The sequence below is a fragment of the Endozoicomonas arenosclerae genome (assembly GCF_001562015.1).
In the GTDB taxonomy this organism is placed as follows: Bacteria; Pseudomonadota; Gammaproteobacteria; order Pseudomonadales; family Endozoicomonadaceae; genus Endozoicomonas_A; species Endozoicomonas_A arenosclerae.
Genome location: NZ_LASA01000054.1, coordinates 79,197 through 95,132 on the forward strand (window position 1 = coordinate 79,197; position 15,936 = coordinate 95,132).

Sequence of the window (15,936 nt, forward strand, 5' to 3'; positions counted from 1 at the left end):
AGAAGAACATGGCCACTACCAACATCTGGCAACAGTTCAAGTCCCTGATTCCCGAAGGGGCAAAAACGGTTGCTACTGTCGTAGCCAAAAACTCGAACAGTACCAGTCAAGTTCGTCTGCGAGACGGCTCTGTAGTCACTGTGCAGGGAATGTCTGTTGATGTTGGGCAGAAAGCTATTATCCAGGGAGGAGTCATTAAAGGCTCTACGCCAGAACTGGCGCAATATGAGTCAGAGGTATGATTATTTTTGATCTTATGTATGAGTGGATTTTCGTACTGTTACTGCTTTCGATTTGTAACGAGAGTCAATCACAGCCATTGAATATAAACGTCCCAGCAACTTAGAAGTGGGTTTCATACCTGCTGCATATGGATGATCTTTTATTGCTTTCCATATGTCCAGCTCAGATGCCAACTGTTGATGCTGCTCATTCCTAACCTTCATCTGCCCCTCTGTGACAATCACACCTGTAACCAGTTTCGGTTGAGCCGCACGATAAAGAATGGTCTTGGCTGGGTGCATGGCGTGATCATAATTTTCTAGAATTCTCTTCACACACAACCGGAATAGCTTGTTCACTTTCTTGCCGGAAAATGTCAGGTCATCAACATAAATAGTCATCTTGACCGAATGCTTCAGTGATAATGCCTGAAGCTCATTGAACATCGAGACATTTGCCCAGTATGCAAGGGGCATACTGATTCTGCTTCCTGTTGGGATATGAGCATTATAGGTACACAAATCAGCCAGCATATCTGCAACATCTGGTGAACACTGCATGATAGAGTAGAAGTACGAAAATACTTGCCTTCTGGATGTTGCAGGAAAGAATGACTTTACATCCGTGGTCAGCAAATTATCCGAATTGACGTGAGCATAAGCATTCGAGACGTTGGAATGACCCTTTTTACCAGAGTGTAAATAGTTTGGGGTGTCGATCCTACAGAGCAGGCTGGCTATACGGGTATGGACGACTTCAAGCTTGGGATTTGGTTTCTGAATCTCACGAGGTTTGCTGCCCTTCTTGGTTTCTTCAAAAACGGCATAATTGCCTTCATCACTACACAAAAGCTTCAAGTCTGGAAGTGAGTGCTGAAGAATACTCGCAAGTTTACGCTTGGTTTTCAGTTTGTATAGAGGTGAGTCGTGGAGGCTGTAGGACTTGCCCTTCGTCTGAATTTTAAGCTTTGATTTTCTTTGTTTCATTCTTCATTACCATCCACTGCAACACGTCCAATGCCTTGCCCGCCAGCATTTTGCGCATCTTTTTGGTGTACTTTCCTTCCTTACCAAGGCTTTCAGAGAACAGAACAAGTGATGAAACAGGGGTCGTGACCTAAAACTGTTGATCCTGTATATTCCTAAGCTTTTTTCTAAGTGCTATATGGCTGTTATTCAAGTTGCTTGTATACATTGTCAAAAGACAGACAATGTCGTTAAGAATGGAAAGGCTTATACCGGTCATCAAAGATACCTCTGCCGCAACTGCAATAAGTGCTTCCAGCTTGAATACCGCTACAACGCCAACCAGCCTGGCACCCATGAACGCATTATCGATATGGCCATGAATGGCTCAGGAGTCAGAGATACCGCTCGTGTATTGAGAATCAGCCCTAATACGGTAGTCGCCCATTTAAAAAACTAACACCTCCCAAGGCAGAGCCCGCTCCGAGCGAAACTTCGACAGTTGAGCTGGTGTGCCAAATGGATGAACAGTGGTCAGGTAATCATCCCGAAAAATAACTGCAGCCAAAAGTAGAATTTTCTCGTAACCTATACGCAGGAGATTCTGCATGAAAAAATCAAAATACACAGACAGTCAGATCCTCGGGATTCTCAAGCAAGCAGAAACTGGAACACCAGTTCCCGAACTCTGCCGCGAACACGGGATGAGCAGCGCAACGTTCTATAAGTGGCGAGCCAAGTACGGAGGTATGGATGCTTCCCTTATGACCAGGCTCAAAGAGCTTGAGGAAGAGAACCGGCGGCTCAAAAAAATGTACGCTGACGAACGCCTAAAGGCTGAAATCATTCAAGAAGCCATGGCAAAAAAGTGGTAAAGCCCCGTGAGCGTCGCTGTATGGCTCAGGAGTCGGTGGCGCGACACTCCATCAGCATTCGCAAGGCTTGTTACTGTTTCCTAATCAGTGAAACCTGTTATCGCTATCAACCCAAACAGGCTTCAGAGAACGATGAGATTGCACAGTGGCTAATACAGCTGACCACCCGGCATAGCGACTGGGGTTTTGGTTTGTGTTTTGATTATCTACGCAATGTTCAGGGCTTTACCTGGAACCACAAAAGGGTATATCGCATCTACAAGGAGCTGGAATTAAACTTGCGTATCAGGCCAAAGCGACGGTTGAATCGTAATAAGCCTGAGCCACTAAAGGAGCCTTTGCGCCCAAATCAGGTATGGTCTATCGATTTCATGCATGACCAACTGGCTGATGGTCGAAGCTACCGACTACTCAATGTTATTGATGACTATCGTCGTGAAGGTCTGGTTATTGAGCCAGGCTTCTCGCTGCCTTCGCTGAGAGTTATTCGGGTCATGGAGCAGTTGCTGGAATGGCGTGATCAGCCAAGCATTATTCGCTGCGATAATGGACCTGAATTTATCAGCCACGAGTTCACCAATTGGGCGAAAAGAAAGGGAATCCGCATTGAATATATCCAACCGGGTAACCCTCAACAAAACGCTTATATCGAACGACATAACAGAACAGTTCGATACAGTTGGGTCAGCAAACACCTCTTTGAGTCTCTGGAAGAGGTTCAGGAATATGCAACCGAGTGGCTTTGGTTTTACAATCATGAAAGACCACATAAAGCTAACAATGGCAGGCCACCACTGATGGCAGCTTAACCTCTACTTTTAACTGCGGTTAAAAAAGGGAGGATTACCGTCATATGTGGGTAGTAAAAAGAACCCTCGATGGCTCTGGTATGCATGGAACCCAGATACCAGAAAAGTACTGGCTTATGAGTTTGGCCGGAGAAAAGACAGTGTACTGAAACTACTTCTTGCCCACCTCGAAGGTTATAGTATCAAAACGTATTTCACGGATGACTGGGGAGCTTACGAAAGGCTGTTACCTAAGGAGCAACACATCGTTGGTAAAGCTAATACTCAAGGCATTGAGCGAGAAAATTTGAACTTCAGAACCCGACTAAAGAGATTGAATCGAAAAACAATTTGTTTTTCACGCTCAGAGAAGGTGCATGACAAAGTGATTGGGGAATTCATTAATAGAGAGCACTTTCAACAGCTTTGAGACATGACCAAAGAGCGCAATCTTGTAGAAAGGTTGTTCCAGAAACTGAAGCAGTTCCGACGAATTGCAACCCGGTACGAACGGTTGGGTCGAAACAACTACCTGGGAGTGCTTCAGTTAACCGCTTCCTTGGTCTGGTTGCGCCCCCTAGTAACTGCTCATTTTTTTATAGGCAAAAGAGCCTGATTTTAGAATGCTTCCCTTGATTTTACTGGGGTGTAGCCAACCGGCCGAAAAATGCGCCTATAAATTCTGAGCAGATACATAGGCTTTTGCCCCGTAAATAGGCCTTGAGGGGCTGATTTCAGCTAGCATTAGATCCCAATTAAATAAGGGAAGAAAATTAGAAGTTATTCTCTGGTTACTTAATTCAACTCATGGAGGTAAGGAGAACCTTCTTCTCTGTCTGACATATCACGATTAATTTTTTCAAATACTTCATCAACATAATCATCAGGTAAGCAAGTCAAAAATGAATTTGCACAATATCTTTCCCCTTCAATAACTTCTTTTACTTCATGGACCCAAAAGCAATCAGCAGGCCAAATAATTGCATCTCCTTTATTCAAGGAGATTTTATTTTTGCCATTAAAAAAATAAAAATCACCACCTTTAAATTCATTATTTAAAATGAATGAACAGCTGCCAATAGTAAATAAATCCCAGTCCGTATGTGGGTGAATCTTGCTTCCTGAACTATACTTTAAAATTCTGTAATCATGAGAGTATTTCAAACTTTGCTTTAGTAGTTTTGTATTATACATATCATGTTCTTCTAAATGACGCATCCAACTTGTAATCATTTTTCCTGTAGCTGAATGTAAGATTTTGAAACACTCTGTATTTGGTCTTAGTGAAATGGTTTTATATGAAGCTTCTTCTAATAAACCTGTTTGTGAATTTAAAGATGATTCTTTTTCAGAATCAAACTCTCTTTGTTTAAACTCTTCTATTAACATATCACACTGATCAATAGTAAGCGCTTCTTTCGATATTAATATTAAGTCGAGTAAGTTCAAAATTTTCTCCATCAAGAGTTATTAGTTTAAAGTTGGTTGGAAGATAATTCCTTTTGATGACTCTTTGTTATGAGTACTAAATATAAACCGAGAAATTAACCTTGAAGCTATTGCCGCAGCTCCATGTGCAGTTGGTGTGCCTTCGCCTATTTCAACAACTTCCATACCAATAATTCTTAGACGCTGAAATAACTCTTCAAAAATTCTAAATGTTGTATAAAAGTCAAGGCCTCCTAAGACTGGTGTAGCTGTTTCAGGTAGATCAACTCTATGTAACACATCAACATCAAAAGAAATAAACCAGTCTAAATCAGAGTCTAGCGAATCTAATAATCTCGAAAACCCATTAGACATGATTTCGAAAGCAGAAAATTGTTGAATTTTTTTGCTTTTAACAACTCTTATATTGCTATCTGTTTGAAAATAAGTATCCCTTAGACCTATTTGTAATATTGATTTCACGTGATCCATTCCATTAATCCAATGAAAGACGTTTGCGTGATTCATTTCTTTGTCTAAGCTATTTCCAGATGTATATAAATCAGAATGTGCATCAAAATGAATGATTCCTAGTTTTGGATAAACTTGTTCTAGTGATCCAATTGTAAAGTAAGATTGTGAGTGATCGCCACCAAGGACAATTAGTTTTGAATGACGAGAAGCTACATTTTGACATATGAAAGATAGTCTTTGCCCAACAGTATTTTGTGTATCAGTTTTTGGATTGAAATATATATCTCCAAAATCATATAAGTTTATTGAATTTGATAGAATTCTCTCACTAAAGTCTAAGTCAATAATATATCCAGCTTCAACATTAGATAAATTGTTTTCTTTGTGAAAAGTTGATTTAAGAAATTTTCTAACCCACTTACCACCAGATCTTACCGAAACATCATTATCGGCAGTGCTAGAAATAGGTGCATGGACTATAGCAATGTCACTTTTACTTAATTTGCTCACTTCACTAATTAATAAATGATGACCAAGGGGGTGTGAAGGAGGGGCGCATGGATTACATTTTAATACATCACGAAAAGTTAAGGGAATGAGAATGCAGCAACTAACTAAGGAAGGTGTGAAGAAGTCCATCAATCCTTTGAGCATGTTCTAAAACACAATTCTTAGAACTAAAAGCGAGGATAGGGTCGCTCATTATCTACTTTTCAGCCGGTTTTCTCGGCTGATAGGCAGATTAACCCCTACGTAGCATTTGATCCAATCTAACCACATTAGCCAGAGCAAAAAGAGTGGCCAGTTTATTGTCATTTTTCCCGATGCCTCGATACGCTGTTTTTACAAATCCAAACTGGCACTTGATGATTCTGAAGGGGTGCTCAACTTTCGCTCGGATACTGGCCTTCAAATACTCCAACTTGATCGCCACCTTATTTTTTCGGGGATGCTTTTTCAGGGCTTTCACTTTGCTGGGTTGCTCAGCAATGAAAAACTCCGCTTCACAGTCGCTCAGTTCTTCTCGTTTCTCTGCCCCCCGGTATCCAGCATCCGCCCCAATAAAGGACTCATCTCCATGCAATAAATTCTTAGTTTGATTAAGGTCATGGTCATTTGCGGGCGTAGTTGAAAGACTATGAGTCAGCCCAGTTCTGGCATCGACACCAATATGAGCTTTCATTCCAAAATGCCACTGGTTTCCCTTTTTGGTTTGATGCATCTCAGGGTCTCGTTGACCTGCTTGGTTTTTGGTGGATGTAGGCGCCTCAATAATAGTGGCGTCCACCAGAGTGCCTTCCTTCAGTACAATGCCAGAACTTATTAACCACTCATTAATCTCCTGAAAAATTTTACGGCCAAGCTTGTGCTTCTCCAAAAGGTGCCGGAAGTGCAAGATGGTTGAGTGATCAGGAATGGGGTTCTCCAAAGATAAGCCTGCAAATAATCGCATTGAGGCTATCTCATAAAGTGCATCTTCCATTGCTGGGTCACTCAGGCTGTACCAGTGTTGTAAGCAGTGAATACGCAACATGGTTGCTAGCGGGTAAGGGCGTCTTCCATTACCTGGCTTTGGATAAAAAGGCTCAATGACGGCTTCTAATCGAGACCAGGGAATCAGCTTCTCCATTCTGAGTAAGAACTTCTCTTTACGAGTCTGTCGCTTTTTTTGGGTGAACTCGCAGTCGGCAAACGTGAGCTGATTCTTCATGGTGAACTCCAAATATGAGCTGATGGTAGATTAGCTCACAAGGAACTTGTTCACACCTTCCCTAGATCAGGTCTACCCAAAAAGTCGGTGCGAGCGTTGTCGAGCTTGCTGAGATCTGGATCAAATAAGTTATCTCTGGCATGGCCTGCCTTTTCCATTAGGGCCTTGGCTTTTGCCTGCTGTCCCAGATTTTTATCAGGATGGTTTTTAGTAGCAAATTTTCTAAATGCTTTATTGACTTGCCTTTCCGTTGGGAAATCTTCTTTTATACCCAAAGTTTCAAGTTGCTCAATTCTCTGCTGGTAATAATCCTTAACCTCCTGGAGTGTCCAGGGATATGGAATATCATTTTCATCGTATGTTTGTGCTGAAATGTTGCCGGAAAGGACGCAGCAAAGAGCAGCCATCAATGGCATAACTCTTCTTAATGCACAGGTTGGTGGATAGGTCTTTTTCATGGTCCTGCTCCTATAGTCGGTTTAGGGAGTAAGACCTGATAAGTGCTTAGCTGTTTCGAATTAGTATATAAAAAACACCTCTCTGTCAGTAGCTCTTGACTATCCTGTTGTTTTTCCAGTTGTTTTCTTTTTAACAAGCCGGTCAGTCATGCTAACAACCATCAGCATGCTCTATTTTTTATGGTGGTTAAATTTTGGGAGGTTTTTCTGATGTTCTGTGTTGAAACCTATCTGGCTCAGAGCCCTGTTCACGGAGTAGGGCTGTTTGCCGGGCAATCCATTAAGAAGGGAGTAATCCTCTACAAGGAAAACCCAGAGCTGGATTTGCATCTTTCTGAGCAGGCATTGCTTCAGCTGGAAGCTTCAGAGCAGGCATTTATTAAGCACTATGGTTTTTTTGATGTAACAAGAAATCGCTGGCACCTTTCACACGATAACATCCGATTTTGTAATCATTCCAAACAGGGCAATATTTCTTTGGTGGAAGACGGGAGACTGATTGCTCTTAGAGATATTGATAGTGGAGAGGAGCTTTTGCAGGACTACCGGGAAATCAAAACCTACGAAGGAAGAAACCTTAAAGACTGACTACCTTTAAGCACTTGGTTGTTCTGATAGGTTTAAAAATGAAGAAAAAATTATTTCTGGGATTTCTTGTTTCGGCATTGTCTTGTCTCACTTTGCCGACTTTTGCATCTGATTCAGAAAAACAGAGTCATGATTCGCAGAGACCTGGTGAGCTTCATGAAACCATGCGAAAAGCATTTTCTGAAAGCAGAAGCAGTGATGAAGACGACATGAAACTCAGAGAATTACAAAAAAGTCTGAGGGGCGCTGATGAAATTGATGAGCAACTTGAGAGCAGGTACAAAAGAATAACAGAACATTTGAAAAAAGTTCTGGAGTCGGATGAGCTCAAAGAGGCTCAAGCCCATTGTCAGGGCGATTGTGAGGAAGAAGACCAGAAAGAGAACGACTCCAGAGTTTCTGTTACTGTGGGAGCTGTCAGGGTAGAGCTGGATAATCAGGTTTCATTCATTGAATCGAAAAAGCTCTTTGAAGCCATTGAGACTCATTTGGAGAAACACTGGCATGGGCGTCATCACCAATATTTAGCCGATGCTACTAAGGCTGGATATTACCTGAAGGTAGTCAAAAGCTATCAGGAAGTCGATGATCTTGCTGAGGATAGGAGTGTAGAAGTATATCTGGACGTGGATGCCAACACCACTGCTTTGCTGGGGCTGTTGAGATTGAGTGCAAGAGTGGCATTAGCGGAAATAGATGCTCTGCCTGATGGGGAAAAGCAGTTTGTTCAGGATGAACTCGAAAGATCTTTTCTTCACATTCTGCCCTTTTTGGGAGTCAATCCTCCAAACAAAGCGACTATTAAGCCTAAGAGTGCCAAGGGCTTTTTCAGCTTTATTTTAACCATGTTTCAGCTCAGTGAACTCGATAAAGAGCTGTCTGCAGATGATGACCAGCCTGGGAGTCTATCTCTTTTACAGGAAGTGATTCAGGCTTCCCATGATGCTGGCCTTGATGATGATGTGGCTATCTTCAAAGGCTATAGTGACCTGCTTTCATTCTCTCCCTGTAGCCTGGCATCTGTATACAGCTTAAGGCGCGACACGCTGTTGCCTCACTTTGGTAAACCGTTGACAGGCTGGTGCGATTCTCTGGTCGGGCTCAAAGTACATTAGGACTCATGCACTAACCACAATACCTGATACGGCTTGAGTTGAAGGTCAGCAATTACACCATTGCCCAATAAGTCGAACCAGCCAGCATAATCGGGCTGGTTCAACTTTTGATGTGCGGGTGTCAGATTATGAATAGCCACCAGTTTACGACTGCCGGATGTTCTCAAAAATGCAAATATACCGGGCTCCATATCCAGAATACTTTGTGAGGCATTCGGGTGAAAGCAGGGTTCCTGTTTGCGAATTCTGAGATTATTCAAGAGCGAATGGAATACTAGCGATTGAATTGAAATCGGGTTTTCCAGCTCGGGCAACAATTCTTCCAATAACCATTTCCGACGATTGATGGATCGGGTTCTGCCGGTACTTTCTACACCCGCCAGGTCGTTAGGCGTGGCAAAAAGACTGTGGATGTACAAGGCAGGAATACCGCGCATGCCCAGCATGATGAGCTGAGAGCAGAGAAAGCGCTGCACTTGCCACTGATCTTCACCCCTTCGAGTCCCTTTCATGGCATCAAAAAGCGCAATGTTGATCTCATAAGGAGACTCTGACTGGTCCGGCAGGGTGCGCATGCTCACGAAACCACCAAAACGATGCATGCTGTCGATCAGTTCTGACACTTCATTGTCCGGGATCACTCCAGTCAAGGGGCGAAGGCCGATGCCATCGTGGGATGCTGTGAAATTCAAGACCGTGCAGCCTTCCGGATAATCGGGCAGTGCCCTGGCCCATTGCACCAGATATTTTTCTGTGCCCCTATTTAGTGCATGAAGTATTAAAGGGGGAAGGGCAAATTGATAAACCATTTGCGCTTCGTCTTGCTGACCAAAATAACTGATGTTTTCTTCATGAGGGACATTTGTTTCTGTTAATAGCAGGCTGCCTGGACAAGCCTTTTCCATAATCAGTCGAAACAGCTTAACAATGGCGTGGGTTTCAGGAAGACTCATGCAATGAGTACCCAGTTGCTTCCAGAGAAAAGCAATGGCATCCAGTCGTATGACGCTGCTGCCGCGAGCCAGATAGAAAAGCAGAATATCCACCATCTGGATTAGAACGTCCGGATTCTGGAAGTTCAGATCGATCTGATCTTCACTGAATGTTGCCCAGACGTGCTTCAACCCCCGCCTTGTATGAATAGGTACTAAAAGAGGAGAGTTTCTTGGGCGAGTCACAGCACTAAGATCCGTCTCAGGAGTTTCTTCTATAAAGTAATCCCTGCCAGGTTGTGTACCACTGACAAAGTCTGCAAACCACAGGCTTTCTCTGGAAATATGATTGATCACCAGATCCGACATAAACCGGTAATTATTGGAGATGGATTCTATGTCCTGCCAGCTTCCTAATTGTTCATTAACCGACAGATAATCAATGACGGAAAAACCATCATCTGAGCTGTAAGGAAAATAGGGAAGAATGTGTACAGTGTTGATGACTTCATTGAGATGGGCATCAAGGAAGCCCTTTAAAACCTGCAGCGGTGTCTGGTCGCTGTTATCAGAAAGAGAGTCGCCATAGGTAATGAGAAACGCATCTTTTTCAGACCAGGCGGGKATTGGCCTGGGAGGGTTTTCATGAAGGTGATGTTGTACTCTGCGAACAATTCTCGCTGCAATATCGCCCGCTGCTTCACCATAGGGAAGCGACAATAATTGAGTCATGGACTGATGAAAACCAGAGAAGGCTTTTGGGTAGCTTTGCAAGATTCATCTTCCCTTGTAAGTGTGCGAATTAAGCTGAATTCTTTCCTTGCAGCAGAAGTCATGCCATCACGGATAAATGCCATAAATTTGTTATTTATATCGTCTATTTATTGATTGTTTTGAAAATCATTATTGAGCTCATTGTTCTTGTCCCACCAAGGATCTGTCACTGAATTGGCACGACTCCTGCTTTAGCCCTATTGAGACGCACAACTTCTCAGAAAGACGAGCAGAAATATGATTAAAAAGTGTCTGTTTCCTGTAGCGGGCTATGGAACCCGTTTTCTACCTGCCACCAAATCCATGCCTAAGGAGATGTTACCTGTCGTTGATAAACCCCTGATTCAATATGGCGTTGAAGAAGCCATGCTGGCAGGTTTGACCGACCTGGGGTTTGTGAATGGCAGAAACAAGCGGGCGATTCCTGACCATTTTGATATCAATTATGAACTGGAAGCTGAGATTGCTGGCAGTGGTAAAGAAGAAAAGCTATCGACCATTCGTGAAGTCATGGCGGCCTGTACGTTCTCTTACACCCGACAAAATCAGATGCTGGGGCTTGGTCATGCGATCCTGTGCGGTAGAACCCTGATCGGTGACCAGCCATTTGGTGTTGTCCTGGCTGACGATCTCTGCATTAACGACAATGGACCAATGGTTATGGCGCAGCTGGTGAATCTGTACAAACAGTTTCGTTGCACGATTGTTGCCGTTCAGGAAGTGCCGGAATCCGAAGTGGATAAGTACGGTGTGATTGCCGGCGAAGCGCTCAGCGAAAACCTGATAAGGGTCACTGACATGGTAGAAAAGCCCGACCCTTCTGAAGCGCCCAGTAATCTTGCGGTGATTGGCCGCTATGTGCTGACCCCGGATATTTTCGAAATTATTGAGAGCACAGAACCTGGCCGAAATGGAGAAGTCCAGCTCACCGACGCCATTCTGACCCAGGCTCAACAGGGCTGTGTTATCGCCTGCAAATTTGAAGGTGAGCGCTTTGATTGCGGCAGTGTCAGTGGTTTTGTAGAAGCAACCAACGCCATCTACCAAAAGCGTCTGGACAAGGACTAAAGCCATGTCCAAAGAAGCAAAGGCGACAGAAAGACTGGTCTTGTTTTCCGATCTTGACGGCACACTTCTCGATCACGACAGCTATAGCTGGAAAGAGGCAAAGCCTGCTCTGGATCAACTGAAAGCGCTGAATATCCCGGTGATTTTTAATACCAGTAAAACGCTCAGTGAAGTTCTGCCATTGCAGTTGGAAATGGAGCTGGATCATCCGTTTATTACCGAGAACGGAATGATTACCACCATTCCTGCCAATTACTTCCAATCTTCTGATACCGACAAGAATACTCATTACTTTCATGGTCGACCCTACAAGGCTATTCGCAGGGTTTTAAAGCAGTTTCGTGAGCAATACGACTTTCAGTTCAGAGGTTTTGGTGATTGCAGTCATCAGGAAATAGCAGAACTTTGTGGATTAAGTCTTGAAGAGGCGAGCCTTGCCGCAGACCGTAAAGCCAGCGAGCCTTTGCTTTGGGAAGACAGTGAAAAAGCCTTGAAGCTATTCGAAAAAAAGCTGGGGAAAGAAGGACTGCATTTGACCAGAGGAGGACGGTTCTATCATGTCTCTGGTAAGGGAAATAAGGGCGCGGCAGCCAAAAAGTTGTTTAAACATTATCTGGAAAGTTTTCCTGAACGACGTTGGCTGTCTATAGGTCTGGGCGACAGCTTCAACGACATACCCATGCTGGAAGCGGTGGATATTCCTGTTCTGGTTCGCTCTGAAAGAAGCCGTCAGCCTGCTACCGAACACTTGCCTGATATCAAGCATACCGAATCAGTAGGGCCGGCAGGTTGGAGTGAAGCTGTTTTGGACATTCTTGAGTCCGTTCCAAAGCGCCATGAATCGGCGGGTGAATTGCTATGAAACCAGTGAACTGGGCGCATCAAAACAATAATCAGATAAAGGGACTGTAGTTATGGGAGATTTTTATCAGAATGGCATTATCACCAATTTCCATAATTTAAGGGTACGTTCAACAGAAGATATGGAGCAGGAGCTGCAGGCTTTTTCGCGTCAGCGTCCTATGTCCCTTGTGTTACCTTCCCTGTTTTCTGAGCTGCAGGGGCCTGCCCTGAACAATATTGTTCAGGAACTCAGCCAGGTTCGCTATCTGTCCGAAATCGTTATTGGTCTGGATAGAGCCAGTGAGGAAGAGTATGCCTATGCCCGGGATTTCTTTGGTCAGTTGAATCAGCATCACCGGATCTTATGGCAGGATGGCCCCAGGCTTCGTGAAATTGATCGATTACTGGAAAGCAAAGGATTAGCTCCCAAGGAAGCGGGGAAGGGGAGAAATGTCTGGTATTGCTATGGTTACGTCCTGGCTTCAGCAAAATCAGAAGCTGTTGCTCTGCATGACTGTGACATCGTGACTTATCAAAGAGACTTGCTGGCGAGGCTGCTTTATCCGGTTGCCAATCCGGCTTTCAGTTATGACTTTTGTAAGGGTTATTACGCCAGGGTCGCCGATAACAAGCTCAATGGCAGGGTCAGTCGTCTTCTGGTGACACCGCTGTTAAGAGCGCTCAAAAAAATACACGGCCCAATGGAATATCTGGAATATCTCGACAGCTTCCGTTACCCACTGGCCGGTGAATTTTCCATGCGCACCAGTGTTTTTAACGATATCCGAATCCCCAGTGACTGGGGGCTGGAAATAGGCGTGCTGTCAGAGGTTAAGCGCAACTACTCCAGTAAACGACTGTGTCAGGTCGATATTGCTGATGTGTATGACCACAAGCATCAGCCACTCTCGGAAGAAGATCGTAATGCCGGTCTTTCTAAAATGAGCCATGACATTATCAAGGCAGTCTTCAGAAAACTGGCCACCAATGGTGTGCAGTTCAATACTGAGACATTCCGGACCATCAAGGCCACCTATTACCGGGTAGCTCTGGATTTCATTGAATCTTATTACGACGACGCCGTAATGAATGGCCTCCATGTTGATCGCGATACCGAAGAGCGAGCCGTTGAACTGTTTGCCCGAAATATCATGGAAGCTGGGCAACACTTTCTGGAAAACCCCATGGAAAGACCCTTTATACCCAGCTGGAATCGGGTGATGTCCGCTATCCCCGATATTCTGGAACGTCTTTATGATGCTGTGGAAGAGGACAATGCCTGACAACTACAGTCATTCACAATGAGGTGGGCAAAGAACCATTGTATGAATGTTCTGATAAGAAGGCGTAATCATCACTTGTTGTTTACCATGTTGATTGAAGTATGCTTCTTCAATATGGCTGTCTCTTACAGTGATGATCATAAAGCCGTTCTGAATGTGATGGGGGCGGTAGGCATCGGGCTCATTGGAATAGCTATCGATGGTTTCAAGCATTTTGTTCTGATTGAAATACATTGAACCTCTGGCAGTAGGAATTCCACCATGACCGGCGCAGCGTGCATTTACGCCCAGTTTGCCTAATGCGGACTGAGCGGAGTAAGCCATACCAATATGCTGGTGTCCAAAATACCAGTATTGAGGGGCATTATTGCCTAAGGCGTGATAGGCATCCTCCCAAAGAGGAGTCGTCCGGGTTCCGTCCGGTGAAAGGGGATTGTGATGACTCAGTAAAATGAGTTTGTGGGCTTTGTGCTGAGATGCAGACAACAGTTCTGACTGGAACTTGTCTCTGATTCGACCAGTAGTGTACTGAATACCATCAGCGTTGTAGGCACTGTCGAGCCCCAACAGAGTCCATCCGTTGACCTCCAGTACAAAGTGACTGCTTTGCTTTTGTCGTTCAAAAAGAGGATGCTTCAGGACGTTAAAATAGCCAATGCCAGCACCATCCATCTCATGGTTGGCGTTCAGAGAAAAGAAGTCCGGTCTTCCCTCTCTGTCTGGTTCAGGCAGGAATTCAAGAAAGTGTTCCGCAAACTCACTTTTGCTGCCAGAAAAGTAGACATCACCCAAATGGATCACAATATCTGGCTGCATGGCCAGAGCGAATCCAAGAACATCACGAGCCTCACGAAGCCCGGTCCCCCAGTCGCCTATCAAGGCAATCTTAACGCCTTCTGGCTTGTTGTAGCTTGCTTTACCGGGTACTTCCGGAAAGTCAGCCTTGGTGAGTATGCCAACGGCCTGAGCCAACCAGTTCATGCCTGTCTCCAGCCATCCCGGGTCAAACTGTTCAAAGGCTTTACAGCCCAAAAGCTGGCCTTTGGGAGTGGGAAGGGAGTTAGCTGTTTTTTCCTGCCAGTAGTCAATAGCCTGTTTATCGACCTCATTGGCAGGCATGCCATTTTGGAGAAATATCTTGTAAGTGTCCGGCAATTTCTGCTGCAACAGGTAGGGCAAGAGAGACTGGTCTGAAATATCATCCAGATCTATTTCCTGATTCATACCTTCCAGAAGCTTGTTCTGGCCTCTGCTGACTACTTCCCAGTAACCCTCTATTTTTGATTGACTCTCAGTGCTCAGATTCTTTGAGAAATGTTTTAAAACATGACTGACTTTTACGGCCTGATCTCTAACAGAAACGGGCAGTTCAAGCTCATGAAGGGAAGAGCAATCTTTATGAGTAGCGGGAAGCTCTTTGCTTGAGGAATTCTCCACATTGTCCAGAGAGTTTTCTTTATCCAGTCTGGCCAGATAATCATTCCATGTTTCATTCTGATGTTGAGTTCTGGATACGTTGTATTGTGGCGCAGCGGTTGTTATTGAGGTTGCCATAATGCAGCACCCAAAGATGAGTGCATTGAGTTTTCTGGAATTTATCATCCCGAATTACTCTTTTTATGATCCAAGGTGATGAGGAATATAGTCAACCTTTCATATTCTTCAAACGGTAAGTCACGATTGACCTTCCCCTCACTGGAAGGTTTAAGATGTCTGCTTAGACTCTATATTTTTTGTATCCATGTCACTGATTCATCTGAACCTGAAACACAGACAAACACTCGGCGCTGCGCTTATTGCTCTGCTGATGTTTATGCTGTTACAGGCCTGTCAGATGGCGCAGGCTCATGCTATGGATACTGCCGAGCCTGAGATGTCGATGACCATGTCATCAGACGCTTCCGGCATGGATCATGACTGTTGTGTTCCTTCCCCGGCAGAACATCTTCAGAAGGCGGATCAGGTCTGTCCAGACTGTGATCTCGATGACCATTATCTCCAGTTTTCACACCCGGACAGCAAACCAGCATTTACTCTGCTGTATATTGTTGCGAAGCTGCTTCAGGTTGACTCTGAACCTTCCCGTGTATGGCTTTCAGAACCCCCTCCTTTAATACAAAGTTCTCAGCCTGATATCTATCTGGCCAATGTCTCCTTTCTGGAATAGCTCCAGGAGCCTGACCGAGAATAGTGCTCGAGCATAAAATTCAGTAGAACGAGGCTACAGCCTTGAGCGTTCTGGACAGCTTCGATGGATTTGTGCGAATAGTTGACCTATTTAAGCAAATTCATCGGAAAAATAGACCGTTCTTTCTGGATTTTAGGCCGGGCTCTCTATTCTTGGTCAGGCTCCTGACTAATCAACATCGTTTAAGCACATTTGAAACGTTGATTTCGCAGTGCGTTTGCATG

The 15,936-nt window shown here is 44.3% G+C and carries 17 protein-coding genes; 10 read left to right on the plus strand and 7 right to left on the minus strand.

Annotated features, from left to right (window positions below; translation table 11 throughout):
* Nucleotides 1–8 precede the first annotated feature (8 nt).
* Complete coding sequence (locus tag WG89_RS05475) at nt 9–242, plus strand: hypothetical protein (protein ID WP_062262479.1); 234 nt, start codon at nt 9–11, stop codon at nt 240–242.
* 12 nt (nt 243–254) lie between these two features.
* On the opposite strand, the gene WG89_RS05480 is transcribed toward WG89_RS05475, so the two are convergent.
* Nucleotides 255–1,208, minus strand: coding sequence for a reverse transcriptase family protein (locus WG89_RS05480; RefSeq protein ID WP_062262482.1), 954 nt, complete (start codon nt 1,206–1,208; stop codon nt 255–257).
* A gap of 178 nt (nt 1,209–1,386) precedes the next feature.
* Between WG89_RS05480 and WG89_RS29210 the strand changes: the two genes are divergently transcribed.
* From WG89_RS29210 to WG89_RS32870, 3 genes are all read left to right on the plus strand, one after another.
* Nucleotides 1,387–1,647, plus strand: coding sequence for an IS1-like element transposase (locus tag WG89_RS29210; RefSeq protein WP_153301443.1), 261 nt, complete (start codon nt 1,387–1,389; stop codon nt 1,645–1,647).
* Nucleotides 1,648–1,795: 148 nt separating this feature from the next.
* Nucleotides 1,796–2,871 (plus strand): IS3 family transposase gene (locus WG89_RS05495; RefSeq protein WP_153301440.1). Its coding sequence is split into 2 segments (ribosomal slippage): nt 1,796–2,048 and nt 2,048–2,871, totalling 1,077 coding nucleotides; the frame shifts between segments, so codons are not numbered across the junction.
* Between the two features lie 46 nt (nt 2,872–2,917).
* Nucleotides 2,918–3,280: an IS1 family transposase gene (locus WG89_RS32870; protein WP_062262490.1), complete on the plus strand. Its 363-nt coding sequence runs from the start codon at nt 2,918–2,920 to the stop codon at nt 3,278–3,280.
* 365 nt (nt 3,281–3,645) lie between these two features.
* Here the strand turns inward: WG89_RS32870 and WG89_RS05505 are convergent, their stop codons facing one another.
* The 4 genes from WG89_RS05505 to WG89_RS05520 form a co-directional block, all read right to left on the minus strand.
* Nucleotides 3,646–4,299 (minus strand): 2OG-Fe(II) oxygenase, encoded by a 654-nt coding sequence (locus WG89_RS05505; protein WP_172806718.1) that lies wholly within the window; start codon nt 4,297–4,299, stop codon nt 3,646–3,648.
* Between the two features lie 21 nt (nt 4,300–4,320).
* On the minus strand, nt 4,321–5,406 hold the full coding sequence (locus WG89_RS05510) for an arginase family protein (RefSeq protein ID WP_062262495.1): 1,086 nt from the start codon (nt 5,404–5,406) through the stop codon (nt 4,321–4,323).
* 88 nt (nt 5,407–5,494) lie between these two features.
* A complete protein-coding gene (locus WG89_RS05515; protein ID WP_062262497.1) occupies nt 5,495–6,463 on the minus strand; it encodes an IS5 family transposase in 969 nt (322 codons plus the stop codon).
* Between the two features lie 50 nt (nt 6,464–6,513).
* Nucleotides 6,514–6,921, minus strand: coding sequence for a DnaJ domain-containing protein (locus WG89_RS05520; RefSeq protein ID WP_079253681.1), 408 nt, complete (start codon nt 6,919–6,921; stop codon nt 6,514–6,516).
* A 210-nt stretch (nt 6,922–7,131) separates the two neighbouring features.
* Here WG89_RS05520 and WG89_RS05525 point away from each other — a divergent pair, with 210 nt between their 5' ends.
* Entirely contained in the window at nt 7,132–7,509 is a 378-nt protein-coding gene (locus WG89_RS05525) for an SET domain-containing protein-lysine N-methyltransferase (RefSeq protein ID WP_172806719.1), read from the plus strand.
* Between the two features lie 164 nt (nt 7,510–7,673).
* Complete coding sequence (locus WG89_RS05530; protein ID WP_172806720.1) at nt 7,674–8,624, plus strand: hypothetical protein; 951 nt, start codon at nt 7,674–7,676, stop codon at nt 8,622–8,624.
* Here WG89_RS05530 and WG89_RS05535 read toward each other — a convergent pair.
* On the minus strand, nt 8,621–10,330 hold the full coding sequence (locus WG89_RS05535) for an alpha-amylase family glycosyl hydrolase (protein ID WP_062262508.1): 1,710 nt from the start codon (nt 10,328–10,330) through the stop codon (nt 8,621–8,623). The genes WG89_RS05530 and WG89_RS05535 overlap by 4 nt on opposite strands.
* Before the next feature lie 237 nt (nt 10,331–10,567).
* On the opposite strand from WG89_RS05535, the gene galU reads away from it, so the two are divergent.
* Genes galU through WG89_RS05550 form a run of 3 tightly spaced genes read left to right on the plus strand, consistent with a single transcriptional unit; the run spans nt 10,568 to nt 13,524 of the window.
* On the plus strand, nt 10,568–11,398 hold the full coding sequence (gene galU, locus WG89_RS05540) for a UTP--glucose-1-phosphate uridylyltransferase GalU (RefSeq protein WP_062262511.1): 831 nt from the start codon (nt 10,568–10,570) through the stop codon (nt 11,396–11,398).
* Between the two features lie 4 nt (nt 11,399–11,402).
* Nucleotides 11,403–12,260 carry an HAD-IIB family hydrolase gene (locus WG89_RS05545; RefSeq protein ID WP_062262514.1) on the plus strand — a complete coding sequence of 286 codons (858 nt, stop codon included), beginning with the start codon at nt 11,403–11,405 and terminating at the stop codon, nt 12,258–12,260.
* Between the two features lie 52 nt (nt 12,261–12,312).
* On the plus strand, nt 12,313–13,524 hold the full coding sequence (locus WG89_RS05550; RefSeq protein WP_062262517.1) for a glycosyltransferase family protein: 1,212 nt from the start codon (nt 12,313–12,315) through the stop codon (nt 13,522–13,524).
* Nucleotides 13,525–13,533: 9 nt separating this feature from the next.
* Here WG89_RS05550 and WG89_RS05555 read toward each other — a convergent pair whose 3' ends face one another.
* Nucleotides 13,534–15,078 carry a metallophosphoesterase family protein gene (locus WG89_RS05555; protein ID WP_062262520.1) on the minus strand — a complete coding sequence of 515 codons (1,545 nt, stop codon included), beginning with the start codon at nt 15,076–15,078 and terminating at the stop codon, nt 13,534–13,536.
* Between the two features lie 187 nt (nt 15,079–15,265).
* On the opposite strand from WG89_RS05555, the gene WG89_RS05560 reads away from it, so the two are divergent.
* Entirely contained in the window at nt 15,266–15,691 is a 426-nt protein-coding gene (locus WG89_RS05560; protein ID WP_062262523.1) for a hypothetical protein, read from the plus strand.
* Nucleotides 15,692–15,936: the final 245 nt, after the last annotated feature.

What these genes read in the sequence shown, in the direction of transcription:
- WG89_RS05475 (WP_062262479.1), top strand. Translation starts at nt 9, where the DNA reads ATGGCCACTACCAACATCTGGCAACAGTTCAAGTCCCTGATTCCCGAA.
- WG89_RS05480 (WP_062262482.1), bottom strand. Translation starts at nt 1,208, where the DNA reads ATGAAACAAAGAAAATCAAAGCTTAAAATTCAGACGAAGGGCAAGTCC.
- WG89_RS29210 (WP_153301443.1), top strand. Translation starts at nt 1,387, where the DNA reads ATGGCTGTTATTCAAGTTGCTTGTATACATTGTCAAAAGACAGACAAT.
- WG89_RS05510 (WP_062262495.1), bottom strand. Translation starts at nt 5,406, where the DNA reads ATGCTCAAAGGATTGATGGACTTCTTCACACCTTCCTTAGTTAGTTGC.
- WG89_RS05515 (WP_062262497.1), bottom strand. Translation starts at nt 6,463, where the DNA reads ATGAAGAATCAGCTCACGTTTGCCGACTGCGAGTTCACCCAAAAAAAG.
- WG89_RS05520 (WP_079253681.1), bottom strand. Translation starts at nt 6,921, where the DNA reads ATGAAAAAGACCTATCCACCAACCTGTGCATTAAGAAGAGTTATGCCA.
- WG89_RS05525 (WP_172806719.1), top strand. Translation starts at nt 7,132, where the DNA reads ATGTTCTGTGTTGAAACCTATCTGGCTCAGAGCCCTGTTCACGGAGTA.
- WG89_RS05530 (WP_172806720.1), top strand. Translation starts at nt 7,674, where the DNA reads ATGCGAAAAGCATTTTCTGAAAGCAGAAGCAGTGATGAAGACGACATG.
- galU (WP_062262511.1), top strand. Translation starts at nt 10,568, where the DNA reads ATGATTAAAAAGTGTCTGTTTCCTGTAGCGGGCTATGGAACCCGTTTT.
- WG89_RS05545 (WP_062262514.1), top strand. Translation starts at nt 11,403, where the DNA reads ATGTCCAAAGAAGCAAAGGCGACAGAAAGACTGGTCTTGTTTTCCGAT.
- WG89_RS05550 (WP_062262517.1), top strand. Translation starts at nt 12,313, where the DNA reads ATGGGAGATTTTTATCAGAATGGCATTATCACCAATTTCCATAATTTA.
- WG89_RS05555 (WP_062262520.1), bottom strand. Translation starts at nt 15,078, where the DNA reads ATGGCAACCTCAATAACAACCGCTGCGCCACAATACAACGTATCCAGA.
- WG89_RS05560 (WP_062262523.1), top strand. Translation starts at nt 15,266, where the DNA reads ATGTCACTGATTCATCTGAACCTGAAACACAGACAAACACTCGGCGCT.